The organism is Microvirga sp. GN3 (assembly GCF_055792825.1).
This window is the reverse complement of the sequence record NZ_JBVVAK010000052.1, coordinates 14,971-36,033: the sequence shown is the minus strand read 5'-3', so window position 1 is coordinate 36,033 and position 21,063 is coordinate 14,971. Positions and strand designations below refer to the sequence as shown.

Genomic DNA, 21,063 nt, shown 5'->3' with positions numbered 1-21,063 from the left:
GAGTTTTTTTGATTATGAAGCATTTTAATTTTTATCTGAACATCACCTCTGTTTACTTCCCCGACATTGCCCACTCCCTTGCCGAGGACGCGTGCTACGACATGTTCGGTGATCCTGGACCGACCTGGAACATCGAGCGCCATCCCGACAACTTCACCCTCTTGGGCTTCGCCAGCGAGGATGACGTGATGGAATTCGAGGCTTACTGGCAGCGCCTGCTCCCGCCCCCGATCCATCTCGGAAGCATGGGGAGCAAGTACATCTAATGACCTGCTCCCTCACTTACACCATCTCAGGGGGTGATATCTGGGTGACCCAGAAGCTCATCAGGCCCGTGATCGAAGGCGCTCTGCTGACGGCTGGCATTGCGGGTGATCAACTGCACCTGGATGATCTCGCCGTTCAGATCGAGGTCTGGAAAGCACGCGACATCGCCGATGAGGCGGGTATCGACTACTTCACGAGCACCTGGAGCATCGACCCGGACGGGGATGTCGAGCTTGAGTTCCGTGGCATCAAGGATCAAGCCGAGGTGACGCGGTTGAAGCAAGCGCTCCACGCGAACGTACCGCCCCAGCCATCAAGCCCCTAAACCCCATGGCCTGGGAGAGCATCCCAGGCCAGCTTGACCGCAGGCGGTCACGCCTTCAGCCTTCGTGCCGCAACCACGAAGGTCGGTCATGCACGACAACGAATCCCCTCAGTTCCACCAAAAACGGGGGACAGGGTTCGTGTTCGGTGACTGGGAGATGGCTGCCTCGGTTCGGGTGCAGACCTAAAGGATTGATCCCAAACAGCAACGTGGAGCTTGACCGCTCTGACGGGGGATCATGGCTTTCCACTTCCACGCGGGTGATATGCCCGCGCGGTAGCACGATCACCCCTTGATCTCAACGCGCCTTTGCCGCCGCCTCGCGAATGGCAGCCATGTTGGCGGAATAGGCCGAGGGGCCGCCTTTGAACGTGGCGGAACCGGCGACGAGCACATTGGCTCCGGCCTCGGCCACCAGCGGCGCGGTCTCAGGGGTTACGCCGCCGTCGATTTCGATATCGATGTTCCGGTTGCCGACCATCTCCTTGATCCGGCGCAGCTTGGTGCAGACGGAGGGGATGAAAGCCTGACCGCCGAAGCCGGGATTGACCGTCATCAGGAGAATGAGATCGACCTCGTCGATCACCGGCTCGATGGAGCCCTCATGGGTGCCGGGATTGAGGACAATGCCGGCCTTCTTGCCGAGCTTCCGGATGGTCTGGAGCGAGCGGTGCAGGTGCGGGCCCGCCTCCGCATGAATGCTGATGATGTCCGCGCCCGCCTTGGCGAAGGCTTCAAGATAGGGATCGACGGGGGCGATCATCAGATGCACGTCGAAGGGCTTGGAAGTGTGAGGGCGCAATGCCTTCACCACATCGGGGCCGATGGTGATGTTCGGCACGAAATGCCCATCCATTACGTCGATGTGAATCCAGTCTGCACCGGCAGCGTCGATGGCGCGGATCTCTTCTCCGAGCTTGGAGAAGTCGGAGGCGAGAATGGAGGGGGCGATGAGAAGTGGGCGTGTCATGCCGCGCCGGTAGCACGAGCCTTTTTCCATCGCAACGGGACATTCAGGCGCGAGCCCAACCAATTGAAGACCACTTGGCTGGGGAGAGGCTCTTTTGCGACAGGAATTCCATGGACGGCCTTGAGCCAACGGGAGTAAAGATGCCTCGTCAAAAGGCATGAACGTCATCGCTCGGCCTGAGAGGCGATTGGAAACGGGGCAGGATATTGATGCGTAAGGATGTGGTTGTTCTTGGCGCCGGCATCGTCGGCGTGTCGATTGCCGTGCACCTGCAGAAGCGCGGTCGGTCAGTCCTGCTGGTCGACAAGCGCAAGCCCGGCGAGGAGACCTCCTTCGGCAATGCGGGCCTGATTCAGCGCGAGGGTGTCTATCCTTATGGTTTCCCGCATGATTTCGGCGCCCTGCTGCGCTATGCCCTGAACAACACCGTCGATGCCCATTACCATTGGGCCGCGATCCCGAAGCTCGCGCCCTTCCTGTGGCAGTACTGGATGCATTCGCGTCCTGCCCAGCACAAGGCGATCGCGCGGATGTATGCGCCTCTCATCGAGCGCAGCGTCACCGAGCACATGGCGTTGGCGGAAGAATCCGGCTCCACGCAACTGATCCGCCCGACCGGCTGGATGAAGGTGTTCCGCGACCAGCAGAGCATGGACGAGCAGTTCAAGGACGCGGAGGAGGTGAAGCGCGATTTCGGCGTCAACTTCGACGCGCTCGACACCAAGGGAGTCGCGGAGCGCGAGCCGCATCTCAAGGTCGAGACCAAGGGTGGCATCCATTGGACGGACCCGGCCTCGGTCTCCGACCCCCACATGTTGACCCTGGGCTACGTGGGCCTGTTCGAGCGCCTCGGCGGCGAGCTGGCGGTGGCCGATGCCAACACGCTCGAAGAAACCGCAACCGGTTGGCGCATTCAGACGGAGAAGGGGCCGGTAGAGGCCGGAACTGTCGTCATCGCTCTGGGCGCCTGGGCGGATGTGCTAACGACAAAGCTTGGCTATGATCTACCACTTGCGGTCAAGCGCGGCTACCACATGCACTACAAGCCCGCGGGCAATGCGGTGCTCAATCGGCCGACTCTCGATTTCGACCGCGGCTATTTCCTGGCTCCGATGACGAATGGCATCCGCCTCACGACAGGCGCGGAGTTCGCCAATCGCGATGCGCCGAAGACACCGGTCCAGCTGCAGCGCGCCGAGCCGATCGCCCGGGAATTCTTCCCGTTGGGCGAACGGGTCGATCCGGAGCCGTGGATGGGCATGCGCCCCTGCACGCCGGATATGATGCCGATTATCGGGCCAGCGCCTAAGCACAAGAACCTCTGGTTCGGCTTCGGCCACGCCCATCATGGCCTGACGCTCGGCCCGGTGACAGGCCGGCTGCTCGCCGAGATGATCACGGGCGAGACGCCAGTCGTCGATCCGAAGCCGTATCGGGCGGAGCGGTTTTAAGCCGCTTTCCTTTTCGTGGCCCTTAGACCCCTCCTTGCAAGATAGGTATCCTATCCGTTTGGAGGGGAAAATGCTTGAATGAGAGGTTAGAACGTTTATGATCCGCTCCAACGTTACGGGGGAGGCGGATGCTGGGGGGCGACCGGTCGCTGATCGGTGACATCTATGAAGCTGCGGTCATTCCTGAGCGATGGTTTCAGGTCTTTGAGCAGATCTCAGCCTTTGCCGGAGCCAATGGCGGCTCGATGACTGCCGTCACGGGAGAAGGTGCAAGATCCTGGGTAGCCACTGAGCGCTTCCGCTCTGCTTTGGGCGATTGGTACGCCGAAGGCTGGCACTTGCGAAATACCTGGGCCGAACGGGGCGGCCGGCGGAAGCGCCTCCAGTTCTTCGACGAGACTGAGATTTTCTCTCCGGGCGAGCTCGATTCAATTCCCATGTACCGGGACTTCATCCGTCCGCGAGGCGGCGGCTGGTCCGCCGGTGCCCTCATGCAGGTCCCTGGCGGCGGCATCGTTTCCATTCGTTTCGAGCGTCCCTACCATCATGGTCCTATGGAGCCCGAACTGAGGACGAGATTGAATCTGCTCCGGCCACACTTGGCGCGTGCTGCATTCCTGTTCACGAAGCTCGGAATGCGGCAGGCCCGATCAACAGTCTCAGCCCTGCAGTTCATGGAGATCCCTGCCGCAGTCCTTAACCGAAACGGCCGGCTTCTCGCCTGCAACACCGCAATGGAGTCCCGGCTGGCTCAGATCAGTGTGAGAGCGGGCGATCGGGTTGCCTTCACGGATGACGAGGCCCAACGGACATTGGGCGAGAGCCTTGCACGGATCACCGCCGGGCTGTTCGACCAATTGCGCGGCCCCATCCCCCTTCCGGCAATGGAGGAGCACGGGCCAGCGGTCGCCTATCTGCTTCCGCTCCGTGGGGCTGCCCAGGACCTGTTCGGCTGCGAGAGCACGCTTCTCATCATCCGGCCTGCCCATTCGGATAACCGGCTCATGGATCTGGTGCGGACCCGGTTCGCCATCGATGCAGGCGAAGCTCAGCGCTGGGGGCGATTGATCGCGGCAGCATCGCCACGTCTGGCGGCTGCACTTCTAGCCTCGACAGAGAATGTTCAAGCCGCTCTCGACCGCACACTCGGGAATACGCAAAGCGGGTTGGAAGCTCGCATGGCAAGCTTCCTGTGGCGACTCGGCGACGATCCGGAATACGGCCCCGCAGGAAGACAACCACTCTGCTTGTCTTAGTCTTATTCGCTTTTTCCGAAGCGGTCTCGCCAGGCCGGTTGCGCGCCAGGAGAGGGCAGGGCCGTCGCCTCGTAGATGCCACGCGCGATGGCGCGGGTGAGGCAGTCCGCGGCAAGGGCCGTCAGTTCCGTGAACTCCGCGGCTTCATCCTTGAGTGGCTTGCGGCCGGTGGCTGCGGCGAAGATCGTGTCGCCGTCGAAGAGGGCGTGGGAGAAGCGTAAGGCTCGGGCTAGCCCCGCATGGGAGGCAATGGCAAGCCGCTTGGCCTGAGCCTTCGTCAGAACGGCATCGGTGGCAATGAGCGCAATGGTGGTGGCCAGTTGTGGTCCGCCCTTCCAGATGAGCTTGCGTTTCTCCGGATCGACGCGCACAGGGTGCCCGTGCCCGCCAAACTCGCCGCCTTCCTCCAGGGCGCCGGCCCAGAAATGCGGGCCGTTGCCGATCACGGCCGAAGCGACGCTGTTCACCACGACAAGAGCGCCGACCATATGACCGGTGGAGGTCGTGGCGCTCGTTGAGCCCAAACCGCCCTTCAGGTTCGCCGTCGTGGCGCCGTATCCGCCGCCTGACGTGCCAAGCTCGAAGTCCAGGCCGGCTTGTTGGGCTGCCTCGTAGCCAAGTTCCCGATAGGGCGGGTAACGGCCCCAATCCTTGTTGCCGCCGTTGATGAGATCGAAGATGGACGCTTGCGAGACCAGGGGAACGAGAGCGTCCCTCACGGCAAAACCGATCCCCTGTTCCCGTAAATAAGCCTGGACGCCGCTGGCCGCATCGAGACCGAAGGCGGAACCGCCGGAGAGCACGACGCCGTGGATGCCGGGCACCATCTTGTCCGGGTCGAGCAGATCGGTCTCGCGGGTAGCCGGGGCTCCGCCCATGGCAAAGACGGAGGTGACCGCAGGCTCATCGAAGAGAGCGACGGTCACGCCGGAACCGAGGATAGCATCGTGAGCATTGCCAATGCGAAGGCCGGCGACGTCGGTGATGAGATTGCGGCGCTGTGTCATGAGGCGAAGCAAACCGAAAATCGGCGGTCTTCACAAGCTGGAGAACCCGCCTTCCACCGCCTTTCTCAAGCGGACGCGAACGGATAGAAGGCTGTCATGCTCAGTGTTTCTTATCCAGCCGCGGCGCTCGGCGGCCTCATCAGTTTCTTAAGTCCCTGCGTTCTGCCGCTGGTCCCGCCCTATCTGTCCTTCCTGGCCGGCACGACCTTCGACCGCCTGAGCGCGGGCGACGACCGCGCCGTCCGCCAGCGCGCGATGCTGGCGGCGCTCCTGTTCGTGGCGGGCTTCTCGACGGTCTTCGTGCTCCTCGGCGCGACCGCTTCCGCCCTGGGCCAGGTCATCCGCCAATATCTCGATGTGTTGAGCACGATGGCGGGCATCGCCATCATCGTGATGGGCCTGCATTTCCTCGGGCTGTTCCGCATCGGATTGTTCTACCGGGAGGCCCGGTTCAATGTGGCGAAACCAGTCGGCCTCTGGGGCGCCTATGTGATGGGCCTCGCCTTCGCCTTCGGCTGGACGCCCTGCATCGGTCCGGTTCTGGCAGCGATCCTGACCGTGGCGGGGTCGGAGGACAGCGTGGCTCACGGAGCGCTGTTGCTGGCGGCCTATTCGGCGGGCTTGGGCATTCCCTTCCTGCTCGCGGCGTTCGCCATGAAGCCTTTCGTGGCTCTTTTGAAGCGCATGCGCTCGCGCTTTGCCATGGTCGAAAAGGTCATGGGTGTGCTCCTCGTCCTCACCGGGATCGCGTTTCTCACCGGCTGGATCACCAACATGTCATTCTGGCTTCTGGAGACCTTTCCGGCGCTCGGGCGGTTGGGATAGGTTGTCACAGGAATCGGGTCGTTCGACGAGGTATGACTTGCCATCCTGGTGATCTCACACGGAGATCACCCATGCCCTTCCAAGTCTGCGGCCTCGATGCCGAACCTTTCGCACCGCTCTTCGAACTGAATGAAGCTGACCTTAGGGACATCGGCGCCAAGCGCGTTTATGCCGATGAGGCCGATGCTTATCCATGCCGGGTGTCCCTGACCCGGGTTGCAGTGGGGGAGGAGCTCCTGCTGCTCAACCACGCCCATCAGACGACCTCGACCTCACCGTACCGCGCGGCGGGACCAATCTTCGTTAGCCGCTATGCCAAGACGGGCACCTACCAGGATGAATTGCCGCCGATGCTGCGCGACAGGCTGCTGTCCTTACGGGCCTACGATACCAACGCCTTCATCGTTGATGCGGAGGTCGCGGAGAGCGATGACGTTCTGCAGGTGATCGAGCGGTTCTTCGCCAATCCCGAGGTGGCGCATATCGATGCCCATTTCGCCCGGCGTGGCTGTTTTGCCGCCCGGGTCGAACGGGCCTGATCAATCCTCGCTTCTGACCCCGTGTCCGGCGCCCCTGAGCGCAGCCACTGCTTTCTCCGCATCTTCCGCCTTCGTCAGCACGTAATCTGTGCTGAAGGTGGACGTGGCGAAGATGCCGATGCCAGCCTTGGCCAGGGGGGTGAGGACGGAGGCCAGGATGCCCGGAACGCTGAAATCGAAACTCTGCTCGATCCGAAAGCAGCGCCAGCCTGCATCGACCTCAGCATCGGATGGGGCCTCATCGAGCGGGCAGACGAGGGTCGTTTCCTCAGCGGCTTGAACCAGGAGCGAGAAGGCCCCCGGCGAAGGGGCCATAACGGGCATGCCTGCCGGGAAGCGGCAGACCGCGTAGGTGGTCTCGAGCAGCGAAAAAGTCAGAGCTGGCATGATCCTGGCTGCTTTGAACGGGAGCTTTCATAAGAAAACCCGCCCTGTCGCCAGGGCGGGTTTCCAATCATTGGCTTTCAGGCCAATCGATTACATGGCGAGTTCGTTGCCGGAGTAGTCGATCTTGCCGTCAGCGCCCTTCTTCCAGACGTACATGATGTAGTCCGGGCGGGTGATGTCGCCCTTCTTGTCGAAGGAGATGTCGCCGATGACGGTCTTGAAGGGCTTGCCCGCCTTCATGACGTCGGCAACCTTCTTGCCATCGGTGCTGCCGGCCTGCTTCGCAGCCTCGGCTAGGATCTGGGCGGCGGCGTAGGAGTAGAGGGTGTAGGCTTCCGGCTCGAAGTTCTTGGCCTTGAACTTGGCCACGACGTCCTTCGCGTTCGGGTTCTTGCGCGGATCCGGCGAGAAGGTCATCAGGGTGCCGTCGGCGCCCGGGCCGGCGATCGAGGTGAACTCGGCCGACACGATGCCGTCACCCGACATGAGCGGGGCGTTGAGGCCCTGGTCGCGCATCTGACGGATGATAAGGCCGGCTTCGGTGTGGAGGCCGCCGAAGTAGACGACGTCGACGCCAGCCTGCTTCAGCTTCGAAACGAGAGCGGAATAGTCCTTCTCGCCCGGGTTCACGCCTTCATAGACGACTTCCTTCAGACCCTTGGCGTTCATGGCCTTCTGGGTCTCGTCGGCAAGGCCCTTTCCGTAGGGGGTCTTGTCGTGAACGACGGCGACCTTCTTGCCCTTGAACTTGTCGGCGAGGTAGCCGCCGGCAACGAGGCCCTGCTGGTCGTCACGACCGCAGGTGCGGAAGGTGTTCCACAGGCCGCGCTCGGTGAATTGCGGGTTCGTCGAGGCCGGGGTGACCTGGACGATGCCGGCTTCCTCGTAGACCTGCGAGGATGGGATCGAGACGCCGGAGTTGAAGTGGCCGACGACGAACTTCACGCCTTCAGCGGCGAACTTGTTCGCCACCGATACACCCTGCTTCGGGTCGGACACGTCGTCGCCGATGACGATCTGCAGCTTCTGGCCATTGATGCCGCCGGCTGCGTTGATGTCTTCGACGGCCTGCTCGACGCCGTTCTTCAGCTGGGCGCCGAAAGCCGCGTTCGGGCCGGTGATGGGGCCAGCAACGCCGATCTTGATCTGGGCGCTGGCTGCGCTGGAGAAGGCGAGGCCAAGACCGAGGGCTACGCCGGTCAACAGCAGTTTTTTCATGAGGTCACTCCTCTGGGTGGTTTTATAGGCCCCTCTTCCTTGTGGGGCCGGTTTGACGGGATGCCCGTCATCCAAGGCAGCATCATGCTGGTTTTTAAGCGGATGTCACCTGGGAATCTTTTGGGCTTAGCCCTTGGTAGCAGACGCCTTTTCCCGCCAGGAAAACGGGCCGGTCCGCTCGTAGAGCCAGCGGTACTGGGTGGTCATCATCCGGGCCCGGCGGTACTGGAATCCGAGCGCGCCGATGATCAGAAGGACGATGGTGTCGACCGCATAATAATGGATCGACAGCAGCGTGCCTTCGAACAGCGCGAAGTGAATGAAGCGCACCGCCGCGCCGAGGATGAACAGGTAAAGGATCAGGGTCCAGAACGGCCGCCAGGTGACGGCGATGGCCCGGCCCGTCATCCAGGCCGCCCATCCGCCCATGACCACGGTGATGAGGAGAAAGAGCCAGATCGACGGCTCTTCGTAGAGGATGCCCTGCATCAGTGATGCCCCCCTTCGAGATAGGCTGCCCGGACTTGCGGATTTTCAAGCAATTCCCTGCCGGAACCGCTCATGGTGATGTTGCCCGTCACCATCACATATCCGCGATGGGCCAGCTTGAGGGCGTGATAGGCGTTCTGCTCCACGAGGAAGACAGTCATGCCGTCCTTCTCATTCAGCTCTTTGATGATGTGGAAGATCTGCTTCACGATCAGGGGTGCCAGGCCGAGGGACGGCTCGTCCAGGAGGAGAAGCTTGGGCCGGCTCATGAGCGCGCGGGCAATGGCCAGCATCTGCTGCTCGCCGCCCGAGAGGGTGCCGCCGCGCTGCTGCAGGCGCTCCTTCAGGCGCGGGAACAGGGTGCAGACCCGTTCGAGATCCTGGTCGAAATGAGCCATGTTGTGCATGGACGCGCCCATTTGAAGGTTCTCGAATACTGTCATGCGCGGGAAAATGCGCCGGCCTTCGGGCGATTGCGCGATCGACAGGCGGGCGATCTCGTGGGTCGGCATCTTGGTGATGTCCTGGCCCCCATAGGTGATCGTGCCCTCGCGAGCGCGCGGGTTGCCGAAAATCGTCATCATCAGCGTCGACTTGCCGGCGCCGTTGGCGCCGATCAGGGTGACGATCTCGCCTTCATGGACGTCCATGTCGACGCCCTTGAGGGCGATGATGTTGCCATAATAGGTCTTCACGCCCCGTACGCTCAGCAGGGGCTGGCGGGAGGTGGCCCCTTGAGGGCTCTGCATCGCGATGTTTGCTCCAGCGGTGCTCATGCGCCCACCTCCGCTTCGACTTTCTCCACCTCGTCATCCGCCACGCCCAGGTAGGCGGCGATGACCTTGGGATCGTTCCTGACCTCGGAGGGCGCGCCGTCCGAGATTTTGGTGCCGTAATCGAGCACCACTACGTGATCCGAGATCTGCATCACGACCGACATGTCGTGCTCGATCAGAAGGATCGAGGTCCCGTGATCCTTGCGGATGGAGAGCAGGAGCTCGTTGAGCTCATGCGACTCGCGCGGATTGAGGCCCGCCGCAGGCTCGTCGAGGCAGAGCAACAGTGGGTCCGTGCACATGGCGCGGGCGATCTCCAGACGGCGCTGGTCGCCGTAGGGCAGGTCGCCCGCCGGGTCGTCCGCCCGGTGGATCAGCCGGGCTTTCTCCAGCCAGAACTTGGCCTTCTCGATGGCCTCCTTCTCGGCCTTGCGATAGCCGCCGAGGCCGAGGACGCCGAGGAAGGTGAAGCCCGAGGCGATCATCAGCGGGTTGTGCTGGGCCACCAGCAGGTTCTCGAGCACGGTCATGCCGGAGAACAGACGGATGTTCTGGAAGGTACGGGCAACCTTGCCCCTCCAGTTGATGTCAAAGCCCGGTAGCCGTTCCAGCAGCAGATGCGAGCCGTCGGGCTTGCGAAGGGCGATCATGCCCTCGGTCGGCTTGTAGAAGCCGGTGATGCAGTTGAAGACCGTGGTCTTGCCTGCTCCGTTGGGACCGATGAGCGCGGTGATGTCGCCGCGCCCGGCCTGAAAGGAGAGGTCGTTGACGGCGACGAGGCCGCCGAAGCGCATCGTGAGATGCTGTACATCGAGGATGGGATCCTGCAGCCAGCGCATTAGCCGTGTCCTTCCTTCACGAGCGAGCCAGAAATGGCCTTGCGCTCTTTCAAGATCACCGAGGGTTCACGTTCCGAGATCAGACCGCGCGGACGCCAGACCATCATCGCCACCATGCCGGCACCGAAGAGCAGCAGGCGGTATTCGTTCGGATCGAAGCCCGATCCGAAGATGGCCTGGAGGAAGGTCAGGTTACGCAGGATTTCGGGGCCGCCGACGAGCACGATGGCCGCAATCGCCACGCCGATCTGCGAGCCCATGCCGCCGAGCACCACGATGGCCAGGATGATCGCCGATTCCAGGAAGTTGAAGCTTTCCGGAGAGACGAAGCCCTGGCGGACCGCGAAGAACGAGCCGGCAAAGCCGCCGAACATGGCGCCGATGGCAAAGGCCGTCAGCTTGGTGTTCGTGGTGTTGATGCCGAGAGACCGGCAGGCGATTTCGTCCTCACGCAGAGCTTCCCAGGCCCGACCAATCGGCAGCCTGCGCAGGCGCATGGTGACGAAGTTGGTGATCAGGGCCAGCACCAGGATCAGGTAATAGAGGAAGATGATCCTGTGCATGCCGTTGAATTCGAGCCCGAAGGTCTGCGCAAACCCGCCTTCACCCGCTGTGAACGGGATGCCGAAGAAGGTCGCGCGCGGGATCGAGGAGATGCCGGCGCCGCCATTGGTCAGATCCACCCAGTTGATGAGGACGAGGCGGACGATTTCACCGAAGGCCAGGGTGACGATGGCGAGATAATCGCCGCGCAGGCGCAGCACCGGGAAGCCGAGGATCATGCCCCAGAAGGCGGCGAGGATGCCGGCGAGCGGCAGGCAGATCCAGAACGACAGCCCGAACGTGGTCGAGAGCAGGGCATAGGAATAGGCCCCGACCGCGTAGAAGGCCACGTATCCCAGATCGAGCAGGCCAGCGAGCCCCACCACGATGTTCAGACCCCATCCGAGCATCACATAGGTGAGGATCAGAATGCCGAGATCGACCCAGTAACGGGATTCGTTCAATCCGCCTTGGATCAGGTAGACCAGAAGCGGAAAAGCGAGCGCTATGCCAAGGAAGAAGGGGATAGCGAAGCGTGACACGTGCTGGAAGGCGCTTGGCTCGGCATGAACCGGTTCCGTCGCCTGACGTGGGCTGGGCGTCGCCTGGCGATAGGCCCGCGACGCCGTGAAGGCGTGCAGGAACAGGCGCAGGCCGAAGACGATGGCACAGATGATCGCAACCAGGCCCCAGCGGGGCGTGAGGAAGAGATCGGCACCGGACTGATCCGTCCTGTAGGCCAGGATCGGGATCGAGAGGCCCAGCATGATCAGTGCGGTCTTGAAGGAATCCTTCAAGGCAGCGCGCAGATCGAAGGTCCGCGTCGCGGCCTGGGTTTGGCCCGCGGTGGTGATGGAAGGAGCGTTCATGCTCTTAGGCTCCCTAAACCTTCTCGACCTCAGGCCGTCCGAGGATACCGGAGGGCATGAAGATCAGGACGATGGCGAGGATCGAGAACGCGGCCACATCCTTGTACTCGATCGAGAAGTAGGCCGACCAGAAGGTCTCGATGAGGCCGATGATCAACCCGCCCAGAACGGCGCCCGGGAGCGAGCCGATGCCACCCAGAACCGCTGCCGTGAAGGCCTTCACGCCCGGCACGAAGCCGTCGTTGAAGCTCACCACGCCATAATACAGCAAGTACATGGTGCCCGCGACCGAGGCGAGGGCGGCGCCGATGACGAAGGTCAGGGAGATCGTCCGGTCCACGTTGATGCCGAGGAGAGCGGCCATCTTGCGGTCCTGCTCGCAGGCGCGCTGGGCACGTCCGAGGGAGGTCTTCTGGACGAGATACCAGAAGATCGTCAGCAGCACCGCGGTGCTGACCATGATGATGATCTGCTTGTAGGAGAGGGCGACGTTGTAGCCGCTCTCGCCCTGGAAGAGCACGATCACGTCCTGGACCATCGGCGGGATCGGCTTGTTACGCGCGCCCTGGGCCACCTGGACGAAGTTCGACAGGAAGATCGAGACGCCGATGGCCGAGATCAGCGGCGCCAGACGGAACGAGCCGCGCAGGGGCCGGTAGGCGATCCGCTCGATGGCCCAGCCCCACAGGGACGTGAGCGCCATCGCGACGACGAGTACGACGAGAAGCGCCAACGCGACGGACGAGATCCCGAGCCACACGGTCAGGAGGAGGAAGAGGATGAGCGAGATGAAGGCCGAGAGCATGAAGACGTCGCCGTGGGCGAAATTCACCATGCCGATGATACCGAAGACCATCGTATAGCCGATGGCGATGAGGCCGTAGATCGACCCCAGAGTCAGCCCATTGATGAGCTGCTGCACAAAGATTTCCATGTCCTACCCTTGCCCCTCTGGAATGGGGTCATTCTTGGGAAACACCGCAGGAAAGCACGACGTGCGAACGTCGCCAAGCCTGACGTAAGGTGCGCGTGTCTCTAGCAAACGGATTTTCGTTCGACAACTTTCTGTTAAGTTTCCTATTACCTCTTATGATGGAACAAGCGGCAGGAACAGCTGCAATACTGGGCAAGTCCAATTTTGCCTACTGCTTCCAAAGGATAAGACCGAGGCCCATATGGTTCTGAGCAGCCTTGTGCTCGGCCTGAAAAGAGTGGAAGAGGCTTGTCCGGATCACGATGTTGAAGTCTCAAGCCACTCCCAACTCAGCCGCCGCAGATGACACCAGCCCCGATGCCGTTCTCTTCAGGGAGGGCATGAGCCGTGCTGCAGCAGCGGTTCATGTAGTCACGACCGACGGTCCAGCCGGCCGCGCGGGCTTTACGGCCACGGCGGTGACCCCCGTGACGGACAGCCCAGCCTCGCTCCTGGTCTGCGTCAACACCGCCTCACGGTCGGCGCAGGCGCTCCTGGCCAACCGGGTTTTCTGCGTGAATACCTTGAGCGCTGACGATCTGGCGCTCGCCGACGTTTTCGCGGGCCGGGCCGGTCTTCAAGGGCAGGAGCGCTTTACCGTCGGTCAGTGGGAAAGGCTCGAGACGGGATCTCTCGCCCTGACGACGAGCCTCGTTTCCTTCGATTGCCGCATCAGCGATGCCCGGGTCGTTGCGACCCACCATGTCATCATCGGCGAGATCGTCCGCATCCGGCTTGGCGAACAGAAGCCCACCCTGGTCTATCAGGGACGTCACTACCACCAGCTCTGAAATCTGTGGACACATAACAGAGAGGCCTCCCCACCCGCCGTTTCCGGCAAATGAGGAGGCCTCCCGGTCCTGAAGGCCAACAGGATAGCCTTCAGAAGGGCAATGATCGGGAGGGTGGAGAGTTTCAGCTTGGCCGCCAGCTAAGTCCGAACAAAGAAAAAGCCCTTCACGAGGGGCGGTGAAGGGCTTTGAGGGTCTCGAAGACCTGGGGGCATTTGGTCTTCGTGAGGAAGTAATGCTGTCAGGAGATATTAGTTCCGCAGGTGATGGGCGAAGAATCCGTCCGGGGCTGAGGCAGATGGCCTCGAAATCCTCAGTCAGCATGCGAATCCCGGCAGGGACCGGTCCGGCGCTTGCGGGCAATCCCGTCATCTCTTGATCGCCTACCCATGGGCCTTATGTTTCCAGGTTGCATCACGACGCAATCCGTCGAGCCAAGAGGCAGGGAATGTCCGCGAATCCGCAAAGATCCATTCTTGTCTTGACCTCGGACGCTGCTCATCGGGTTCGTTCCTGTCAGGCAACCGAGGCGGTAAACTCTTGTCGTCGGACATCCGTGCGATGAACGATGTCGCCTTGAACGGGGCCTCTCCCCAGCGTTCGGGATATCAGGAGAGCACTGCTTCGCAGGCGCTCGGGGCATCCCAGTGGCCCGCGACGGGGGGCGAGATGGGAGAGCGCATCCGCACTCATGACTGGGCTGTGACGCCATTAGGACCAATACAGACTTGGCCCCAGAGCCTGCGGACTATCGTCGATCTCATGCTTGCCTCACGGCAGCCGGTCTACGTTGCCTGGGGAGCCCAGCTCACGTCGCTTTACAACGACAATTACCTGCCAATTCTCGGCATCAAACACCCAGAGACCCTGGGAAGGCCTTATTCTGAGGTGTGGCCGGAGATTTGGGACGAATACCGCCCCATCGCCGCGGCGACGATGGCGGGCGAGGCGCAGCATTTCATCGACCGTCCGGTTCCTCTGACCGGCCGTCCGGGTCGGCCCATGAGCTGGTTCACCTTTTCTTGGACACCAATCAGGGATGAAGCCGGCGGCGTTGCCGGGTTCTACTGCGCCGCAACAGAGACAACGGACAAGGTCCTCACCGAAGATGCCCTGCGTGAAGGTCAGGAGGTCGCGCTCCGTGAGACCGACATGCGCTATCACGCCCTCTTCGAAGCGCTCGATCAAGGCTTCTGCATCGTCGAAATGATCTTCGACGAACAGAACCGACCGGTTGATTACGTCTTCGTCGAGGTCAATCCCATCTTCGAAGAACAGACGGGTCTGTATGATGCAGCCGGCAAAAGCATGCGTTCGTTGCAACCCACGCACGAGGATTACTGGTTCGATATCTATGGCCGGGTCGCGTTGACCGGCGAACCGGCCCGTTTCGAGCATGAAGCGGCTGCTCTGGACCGCTGGTACGATGTCTTCGCCTACCGGATCGGCAATCCGGAACAGCGCCGCGTCGCAATTCTGTTTGATGACATCACCGGGCGAAAACTAGCCGAAAACGCCCGTCGCGAAAGCGAGGAGCGGCTCAGGCAGGTGCAGGAGGCCGCAAGAATCGGCAGCTTCGAGTTCGACCGCCGAACCAACAAGGCCATCACTTCGCCGGAATACCTGGAACTGTACGGACTGCCCGAGGATCTCTCCGGCTTCTTCTCGTACGACGACTGGATCGCCCTTGTGCATCCGGAAGACCGGCCGTGGATCGAAGCCGAAACGCGGGCTGCCGTCGCCGATCCCTCTCGCAATCAACTCGACTATGAATTCCGCATTCTTCGTACTGATAATGGCGAGATGCGCTGGATCACCGCGCGAACCAAACTTCTTCGCGATGACAAGGGACGCTTCGTGCGTTCGCTCGGCGCCCAATGGGATATCACGGCGGAAAAGGACGCGCAGACAGCCTTGCACGAGAGCGAGGAGCGCTATCGTTCGTTCATCGCGCACAGCTCGGAGGGGATCTGGCTTCTGGAATTCGATCCCCCTCTCGACGTGTCCCTATCAGTCGAGAGGCAGGTCGAGCTCGCTTATCGCCACGGGCGCTTCGTCGAATGCAATGATGCCATGGCCGAAATGTATGGCCTCGCGCGGGCGGAGGATCTGATCGGCAAGACGCTCGAGTTTTCATTGCCTTCGTCTGACCCGGAGGCAAGGGCTTTTCTCGCCGGGGTCATTCGTTCCGGTTACAACCTGACCGGCGTGGAGTCCGTCGAGCTGGACGCTGCAGGAAACCACAAGCATTTCGACAACAGCATGACCGGAATTGTCGAGAACGGTCAGCTCAAGCGGCTCTGGGGAATCCAGCGCGACATCACAGACCGTAGGCAGGCGGAGGACCAGCGGACCCTTCTGATCCACGAGCTGAACCATCGGGTGAAGAATACGCTTGCCACGGTCCAATCTATCGCCTCGCAGACCCTGCGCAATGCTCCGACCATGCGGGATGCGAAGGAGGCTCTCGAAGGTCGGTTGATCGCCTTGGCCCGAGCGCATGACGTACTGACAAGGGAAAGCTGGGAAGGGGCGGAGCTCAGGGAAATCGTCGCCCAGGCAGTTGCGCCTTATGCCGGCCGCGGAGAAGACCGGCTGCACCTGCAGGGAGCCGAAGTTCGCCTGTCGCCTCGCATGGCTCTGGCGCTCGCCATGGCGCTTCAGGAACTTGCGACCAACGCCGTGAAATACGGCGCCCTGTCGAATTCCACCGGTGAGATCGGGATCTCTTGGAAAGTCGAGCAGACTCATCCTCCTCGCCTTCATTTGACCTGGGAGGAGAGCGGGAGCCCGCCCGTGCAAGCGCCGAGCCGTCGGGGCTTCGGTTCTAAGCTGATCGAGCGCAGTCTGGCTCAGGAGCTCAACGGAGCAGCCCAGATCGAGTTTCGGCCGACAGGGATCGTCTGCACGGTGGATGCGCCGCTGGCATAGACCGGATCGTGCCGAATGTCTAAGACCCTCGCGCCGGTCCCGGGGCATAGGGACTCCAGCCCGTAACTTGGATGAAGCCGTCGCGCGCAGCGACGACCATGTGCTTGCGGTGCCTATGAACGAGCGTGCCGGGCCGGTAGCGGTGTGGCTCCTGCCAGCCGGTCGCTTCCCACACATAGATGTAGCGGGAATCGATCTGGGCGAAGGCTTCGATGGAGCCGAAGGCGCGGATGGTGCGCAGCACATCCCGGATGCTTCCAGACCAGTCGACGGTCCGCTGTGCCTGCGTGATCCGCGGCCAATAGGTCCCCGGACCCTGGGGCCTTGCCTCGGCCCAGAGCCGGGGCAGGTGGTCGGCGAGCTGCAGCGAGATCTCCTTGGCGGCGATCTGGCACTTGGCGAGCAGCGTATCGTGCGTTTCCGTGCCGTTTAAGGAGAACCGTTTCTGGGTGACGATAGCCCCGGTGTCGAAGGCGGGCTCGAGCACATGGACAGTCATGCCCCATTCGGGAAGCTCATCCAGGATGGCCTGGAAGAGCGGGTAGGGCCCGCGTCCCATCGGCAGGGGAGACGGATGGAAGTTGACAGCGTAGGGCAGATGCCGCTCCCAACCCGTGATCAGCCAGGGATAGCCCGCCACCACCAGAGCCTCACAACCCATGGCTTTCAGGCCCGCGAGATCCGCGGAATGGATCCGCGACGTCTGGACCGGCAGCCGCAATGCGCGTGCGCGTGCAACCGTGATGTCGTTGAAGTCGTAGATGCTGTCGCAGGGGCGGCTGAAGAGTTTGACCGGCTCCCAGCCTTTAGCGAGCAACGTCTCGAAAACATCTCCGAGAAAATCGATTCCCGCGAAGGCAAAGCGCATTCCCGGTGATCTCCTTATCCGATGTTCCCGTCCAGGTTCTCGCCCAGGCAATCAACGCAAGATCGCGTGGATGTGCAAGTCCGCCAGCGCATCGTGCGGAAAAGTAGCCCTGGTTTTCCGCAATAAACGATGCGCTCACTACGAGATGAGCATCGGATTAACCCCAAAAGTAGTCTTCCCTTTTGGGTCCAATGCGCTTGCAGGAACTTCGATGTGCACTCAAGATTTAGCCTTGAGCATAGGGCAGGAAACCGCCTGTGCCGTTGGGGCGGATACCTGTCGGAAAGGCTCGCTGGAGCTTGAGAGAGGGAGTTCGCATGGTATCCAAGGAATTTATCCGGCAGATGGAAGGCTATGGGCTGACGACCGCCAAAATTCTCTACCGCATGCCGGATCACCCATCTTTCCTGCAAACTTATATCTGGCAGGAATATGATCTGGCTCCCCGCTTTCCCGTTCTCATAGGCTTTCTCGATTTCTGGAAACGCGAGCTTGCCGGGCCGCTGCATTCGGTCACCATCACCCATGCCCAGCTGATCAAGCCCGCGGAATTCCGGGCAATCCAGGGGGAGATCAACATTCATTGATTTGTGCGGGGCTCAGTGCCTTGGCCCCGGACCTTAAGTCAGGTAGAGAGGCGCCCTGAGCATCCCAGAACCTGCCAGGGCTTCTTGTTTTCCAACGCGCGCACTTCTCAAATCCTGCTCGCTCTTGCCTCCCAGCCAGGCGAGCGCCTGACCGTGCGCCAGATCATGGCGGTGCTCCAAGATCGGGCCTTCGCGCTCCTAATCGTCCTGCTGGGTCTGCCCAACTGCCTTCCCATGCCGCCGCCGATTCCGTTGGTCTGCGGCCTGCTGCTCGCGCTCGTCGCCATTCAGATCGCCTTCGGTCGGGAAGCCCCCTGGCTGCCGCGCCAGCTTATGAACCGGTCGGTTGCCCGCACTGATGTGGAGCGGGCGGTCGAGCGGGCGATACCGGTCTTCCGCCGGCTGGAGCGCATCTCGCGCCCGCGCATGACCTTTCTCGACACGCCCTTCTCCATGCGGCTCATGGGCGCAATCATTCTGGTCCTGGCCCTGGGCCTCCTCTTCGCGCCGCCTTTCGTGGGGCAGATTCCGTTGGGGCTTGCCGTGTGCCTGGTGGGTCTCGGGCTGGTCGAGCGCGATGGCCTGGTGATCATCGGCGGCCTGATCATCGGCTCCATCGGCCTGACCTTGAGCCTGGGTTTCGTCTACGCGATCTTCACCGGGATCGAGACGCTGATCTAGCAGAGCTGATCAGGGCAGGTGAGGGGTTGCACCGGAATCCCGTGTGAAATTGTGCCCGAGTAGGAATTCCGCAGGCGAAGCTGCGCGAAGGCTTCGATCTCTTTCTGAGCTGGTTCCATGAAAATCGAGCCGTGCGTGAGGCGGTCCCATTGGCAGGTAAGGACACCGTCAGCCATCAGGCAGGCCGGGCCGAAATGCCAGGCTACGGCTGAGACATTCTTGGCAGGCAGTTCTGCTGCCACCGTGGTCGCCGGCAGAGCAACCAGCATATAGATGCCAGCGATTGTGTTGAGGCAGGCCTTCAGATGCATGGCCTCGAGCTTATGCGAGGTAAAACATTGTTTCAATGTAGCCTCGACGAACAGGGTAACTCAACGCAAGGGTTTTTAGTTCTGAGACACACTTCAGATCAGTCGCAGGCCTTTCAGACTGGCATGGCCCTCGCGGCCGACGATGATGTGGTCGTGCACGGTGATCCCCAAAGGCTTGGCGACGTCAATGATCTCGCGGGTCATCTTGATGTCGGCGGAGGAGGGTGTCGGGTCCCCGGAGGGGTGGTTGTGGACGAGGATCAGGGCAGAGGCTGAGAGTTCGAGGGCGCGCTTCACCACTTCTCGCGGATAGACTGGTGTGTGATCGACGGTGCCGGATTGCTGTACCTCATCGGCGATGAGCGCGTTGCGCTTGTCGAGGAAGAGCAGCCGGAGCTGCTCCTTGTCCATGAAAGCCATGGCGGTGGGGCAGTAATCGATCACCGAGGTCCAGGAGGACAGGATGGGGCGCTTCGCCACCTCGCCCTTGGCAAGCCGGCGGGCGGAAGCCTCCACGATCTTGAGATCCGCGACCACGCTCTCGCCGATCCCCTCCACCTCCATGAGTCGGGCGGGGGAGGACGCCAGCACCTCGGCGAAGGTGCCGAAGCGCTTCAAAAGTTCCTTGGCAATGGGCTTCACATCCCGGCGCGGGATCGAACGGAAGAGGACGAGTTCCAGCAGTTCGTAATCCGGCAGTGCATCGCCGCCCACCTCCATGAAGCGGGCGCGCAGCCGGTCGCGATGACCGTGATAATGGGGAGTCTCGTCGCCGCTCATGCCCACCCGTACCGTCTAGCAGCCTCAATCTCTATCGGCCGAGCTTCACCGAGCCATTGAGAGTTGAAGTGTTACTTTGTAGGCTTGGCCATTGCTGAAGCGAGAGTCAAGCTAGGCCATGAGAATGCGAGCTAGGCGTGAGATCATATAAATTCTGGCTATTTGTCATACTTGCTGTGGTAGCTGGCCTGCTGGCATTGGCTGCAGCAAAATTCGTCGTCTTCGCTCTGTCAGTTTTTCTTTCGTTCTCTGATGCTGAGTTCTTGCGCGCTATATTCAGTTCCTGGTTGGGACCAGTAATTGTGGTTTCCGGTTTGGCCTTCGTTTTCCTAAAGACCTTTCTTCTCACTTACAGCTATCTGGTGAGAAGATTTTGGTGAACGCGAGATGCGTTGTTCATCATGATTTCGACGGGCAATCGCATCAGGTCTTCAGTGACAACAATTAGCTGTAAGGCGGCTTGTCCAGCCCCTTCGGCGAGAAGGTGAAAACCTCGACGCCGGTCTCCGTCACGCCGACCGTGTGCTCGAACTGGGCCGAGAGGGAGCGGTCGCGGGTCACCGCGGTCCAGCCGTCCGCGAGCACCTTCACTTGGGGCCGCCCTAAATTGATCATGGGCTCGATTGTGAAGAGCATGCCCGGCTTCAGTTCCACGTTATAGGCCGGCTCCACATAATGGAGGATGGTCGGCGAATCGTGGAAGACGCGGCCGAGGCCATGGCCACAGAAATCCCTGACCACCGAGCAGCGCTCTCCCTCGGCATAGGACTGGATGGCCGCACCAATGTCGTTCGTGGTCGCGCCCGGCCTCACTGCGGCGATGCCGCGCATCAGGCATTCATAGGTGATCTCGCAAAGCCGCTGGGCCCGGCGGGGAACCTCGCCCACATAGTACATCCGGCTCGAATCCCCGTGCCACCCGTCGAGGATCAGGGTCACGTCGATATTCATGATGTCCCCATCGCGCAGGGGCTTGTCGTTGGGGATGCCGTGGCAGACCACGTGATTGATCGAGGTGCAGATCGTCTTTGTATAGCCGCGATAATGCAGGCAGGCCGGATAGGCGCCATGGTCGCGGATGAAGTCGAAGGCGAGCTTGTCCAGAAATTCCGTCGTGACGCCGGGCTTCACATAGTCAGTCAGCATGTCGAGGCACTCGGCCGTCAGGCGGCATACCCACCGCATGGCCTCGAAGGCCTCCGACCCGTGGAGCGGGATCTCGGCGGCGCGCTTGCGCTCGACAATGTCGGTTTCAGTCATTTTCGATCCTTGATCTGATGCCCGGAATGTAAGGATCGCTGCGCGCGACGCAAGCAAAGACCTTAATGCCCCGCTTGCGAATGGCGCCCGAGGGTGTCATGAGCAACCCTGTTCATCCCA

22 protein-coding genes and 1 pseudogene are annotated in these 21,063 nt (G+C 61.6%); 10 read left to right on the top strand and 13 right to left on the bottom strand.

What is annotated here, in order from left to right:
* Positions 1-14: 14 nt before the first annotated feature.
* Entirely contained in the window at positions 15-266 is a 252-nt protein-coding gene (locus ACS5Q1_RS23310; RefSeq protein WP_473100398.1) for a hypothetical protein, read from the top strand.
* A complete protein-coding gene (locus tag ACS5Q1_RS23305; RefSeq protein WP_473100397.1) occupies positions 266-592 on the top strand; it encodes a hypothetical protein in 327 nt (108 codons plus the stop codon). The genes ACS5Q1_RS23310 and ACS5Q1_RS23305 overlap by 1 nt, the downstream gene beginning before the upstream one ends.
* Before the next feature lie 298 nt (positions 593-890).
* Here the strand turns inward: ACS5Q1_RS23305 and rpe are convergent, their stop codons facing one another.
* A complete protein-coding gene (gene rpe, locus ACS5Q1_RS23300) occupies positions 891-1,562 on the bottom strand; it encodes a ribulose-phosphate 3-epimerase (RefSeq protein WP_473100396.1) in 672 nt (223 codons plus the stop codon).
* A 209-nt stretch (positions 1,563-1,771) separates the two neighbouring features.
* Here rpe and ACS5Q1_RS23295 point away from each other — a divergent pair, with 209 nt between their 5' ends.
* Positions 1,772-3,013, top strand: coding sequence for an NAD(P)/FAD-dependent oxidoreductase (locus ACS5Q1_RS23295; RefSeq protein ID WP_473100395.1), 1,242 nt, complete (start codon positions 1,772-1,774; stop codon positions 3,011-3,013).
* Between the two features lie 128 nt (positions 3,014-3,141).
* Positions 3,142-4,269: a hypothetical protein gene (locus tag ACS5Q1_RS23290; RefSeq protein WP_473100394.1), complete on the top strand. Its 1,128-nt coding sequence runs from the start codon at positions 3,142-3,144 to the stop codon at positions 4,267-4,269.
* Between the two features lie 2 nt (positions 4,270-4,271).
* Here ACS5Q1_RS23290 and ACS5Q1_RS23285 read toward each other — a convergent pair whose 3' ends face one another.
* The gene (locus tag ACS5Q1_RS23285) at positions 4,272-5,276 is read right to left on the bottom strand and encodes a P1 family peptidase (protein WP_473100393.1); all 1,005 of its coding nucleotides are present in this window, start codon (positions 5,274-5,276) and stop codon (positions 4,272-4,274) included.
* Positions 5,277-5,372: 96 nt separating this feature from the next.
* Between ACS5Q1_RS23285 and ACS5Q1_RS23280 the strand changes: the two genes are divergently transcribed.
* Entirely contained in the window at positions 5,373-6,101 is a 729-nt protein-coding gene (locus ACS5Q1_RS23280; RefSeq protein WP_473100392.1) for a cytochrome c biogenesis CcdA family protein, read from the top strand.
* A 71-nt stretch (positions 6,102-6,172) separates the two neighbouring features.
* On the top strand, positions 6,173-6,640 hold the full coding sequence (locus tag ACS5Q1_RS23275) for a DUF1203 domain-containing protein (RefSeq protein ID WP_473100391.1): 468 nt from the start codon (positions 6,173-6,175) through the stop codon (positions 6,638-6,640).
* On the opposite strand, the gene ACS5Q1_RS23270 is transcribed toward ACS5Q1_RS23275, so the two are convergent.
* The 7 genes and pseudogenes from ACS5Q1_RS23270 to ACS5Q1_RS23240 form a co-directional block, all read right to left on the bottom strand.
* Entirely contained in the window at positions 6,641-7,027 is a 387-nt protein-coding gene (locus ACS5Q1_RS23270) for an ACT domain-containing protein (RefSeq protein WP_473100390.1), read from the bottom strand.
* Positions 7,028-7,117: 90 nt separating this feature from the next.
* Complete coding sequence (locus ACS5Q1_RS23265; protein ID WP_473100389.1) at positions 7,118-8,245, bottom strand: branched-chain amino acid ABC transporter substrate-binding protein; 1,128 nt, start codon at positions 8,243-8,245, stop codon at positions 7,118-7,120.
* Positions 8,246-8,371: 126 nt separating this feature from the next.
* Complete coding sequence (locus ACS5Q1_RS23260) at positions 8,372-8,734, bottom strand: DUF6867 family protein (protein ID WP_473100388.1); 363 nt, start codon at positions 8,732-8,734, stop codon at positions 8,372-8,374.
* A complete protein-coding gene (locus ACS5Q1_RS23255; RefSeq protein ID WP_203443326.1) occupies positions 8,734-9,510 on the bottom strand; it encodes an ABC transporter ATP-binding protein in 777 nt (258 codons plus the stop codon). The genes ACS5Q1_RS23260 and ACS5Q1_RS23255 overlap by 1 nt, the downstream gene beginning before the upstream one ends.
* A gap of 26 nt (positions 9,511-9,536) precedes the next feature.
* Positions 9,537-10,349: pseudogene (locus ACS5Q1_RS23250) on the bottom strand (ABC transporter ATP-binding protein); the annotation flags it as partial.
* Positions 10,349-11,761 (bottom strand): high-affinity branched-chain amino acid ABC transporter permease LivM, encoded by a 1,413-nt coding sequence (gene livM / locus ACS5Q1_RS23245; protein WP_203443328.1) that lies wholly within the window; start codon positions 11,759-11,761, stop codon positions 10,349-10,351. The gene livM and the pseudogene ACS5Q1_RS23250, both read right to left, overlap by 1 nt.
* A gap of 13 nt (positions 11,762-11,774) precedes the next feature.
* Positions 11,775-12,695, bottom strand: coding sequence for a branched-chain amino acid ABC transporter permease (locus tag ACS5Q1_RS23240; RefSeq protein ID WP_473100387.1), 921 nt, complete (start codon positions 12,693-12,695; stop codon positions 11,775-11,777).
* 302 nt (positions 12,696-12,997) lie between these two features.
* Here ACS5Q1_RS23240 and ACS5Q1_RS23235 point away from each other — a divergent pair, with 302 nt between their 5' ends.
* Both ACS5Q1_RS23235 and ACS5Q1_RS23230 read left to right on the top strand, forming a co-directional pair.
* Positions 12,998-13,525 carry a flavin reductase gene (locus ACS5Q1_RS23235; RefSeq protein ID WP_473100386.1) on the top strand — a complete coding sequence of 176 codons (528 nt, stop codon included), beginning with the start codon at positions 12,998-13,000 and terminating at the stop codon, positions 13,523-13,525.
* 561 nt (positions 13,526-14,086) lie between these two features.
* Positions 14,087-16,456: a PAS domain-containing sensor histidine kinase gene (locus ACS5Q1_RS23230; protein WP_473100385.1), complete on the top strand. Its 2,370-nt coding sequence runs from the start codon at positions 14,087-14,089 to the stop codon at positions 16,454-16,456.
* A 19-nt stretch (positions 16,457-16,475) separates the two neighbouring features.
* Here ACS5Q1_RS23230 and ACS5Q1_RS23225 read toward each other — a convergent pair whose 3' ends face one another.
* Positions 16,476-17,324, bottom strand: a complete 849-nt coding sequence (locus ACS5Q1_RS23225; RefSeq protein ID WP_473100384.1) for a methionyl-tRNA formyltransferase — start codon at positions 17,322-17,324, stop codon at positions 16,476-16,478.
* Positions 17,325-17,641: 317 nt separating this feature from the next.
* On the opposite strand from ACS5Q1_RS23225, the gene ACS5Q1_RS23220 reads away from it, so the two are divergent.
* Both ACS5Q1_RS23220 and ACS5Q1_RS23215 read left to right on the top strand, forming a co-directional pair.
* A complete protein-coding gene (locus ACS5Q1_RS23220) occupies positions 17,642-17,911 on the top strand; it encodes an usg protein (protein WP_473100383.1) in 270 nt (89 codons plus the stop codon).
* Positions 17,912-17,995: 84 nt separating this feature from the next.
* Positions 17,996-18,592, top strand: a complete 597-nt coding sequence (locus ACS5Q1_RS23215) for an exopolysaccharide biosynthesis protein (RefSeq protein WP_203443334.1) — start codon at positions 17,996-17,998, stop codon at positions 18,590-18,592.
* On the opposite strand, the gene ACS5Q1_RS23210 is transcribed toward ACS5Q1_RS23215, so the two are convergent.
* The 3 genes from ACS5Q1_RS23210 to map form a co-directional block, all read right to left on the bottom strand.
* Positions 18,589-18,939: a hypothetical protein gene (locus ACS5Q1_RS23210; protein WP_473100382.1), complete on the bottom strand. Its 351-nt coding sequence runs from the start codon at positions 18,937-18,939 to the stop codon at positions 18,589-18,591. The two genes, ACS5Q1_RS23215 and ACS5Q1_RS23210, sit on opposite strands and share 4 nt — an antisense overlap.
* Before the next feature lie 57 nt (positions 18,940-18,996).
* Complete coding sequence (radC, locus tag ACS5Q1_RS23205; RefSeq protein WP_473100381.1) at positions 18,997-19,683, bottom strand: RadC family protein; 687 nt, start codon at positions 19,681-19,683, stop codon at positions 18,997-18,999.
* 444 nt (positions 19,684-20,127) lie between these two features.
* Positions 20,128-20,943: a type I methionyl aminopeptidase gene (map, locus tag ACS5Q1_RS23200; protein WP_473100380.1), complete on the bottom strand. Its 816-nt coding sequence runs from the start codon at positions 20,941-20,943 to the stop codon at positions 20,128-20,130.
* Between the last annotated feature and the right edge of the window lie 120 nt (positions 20,944-21,063).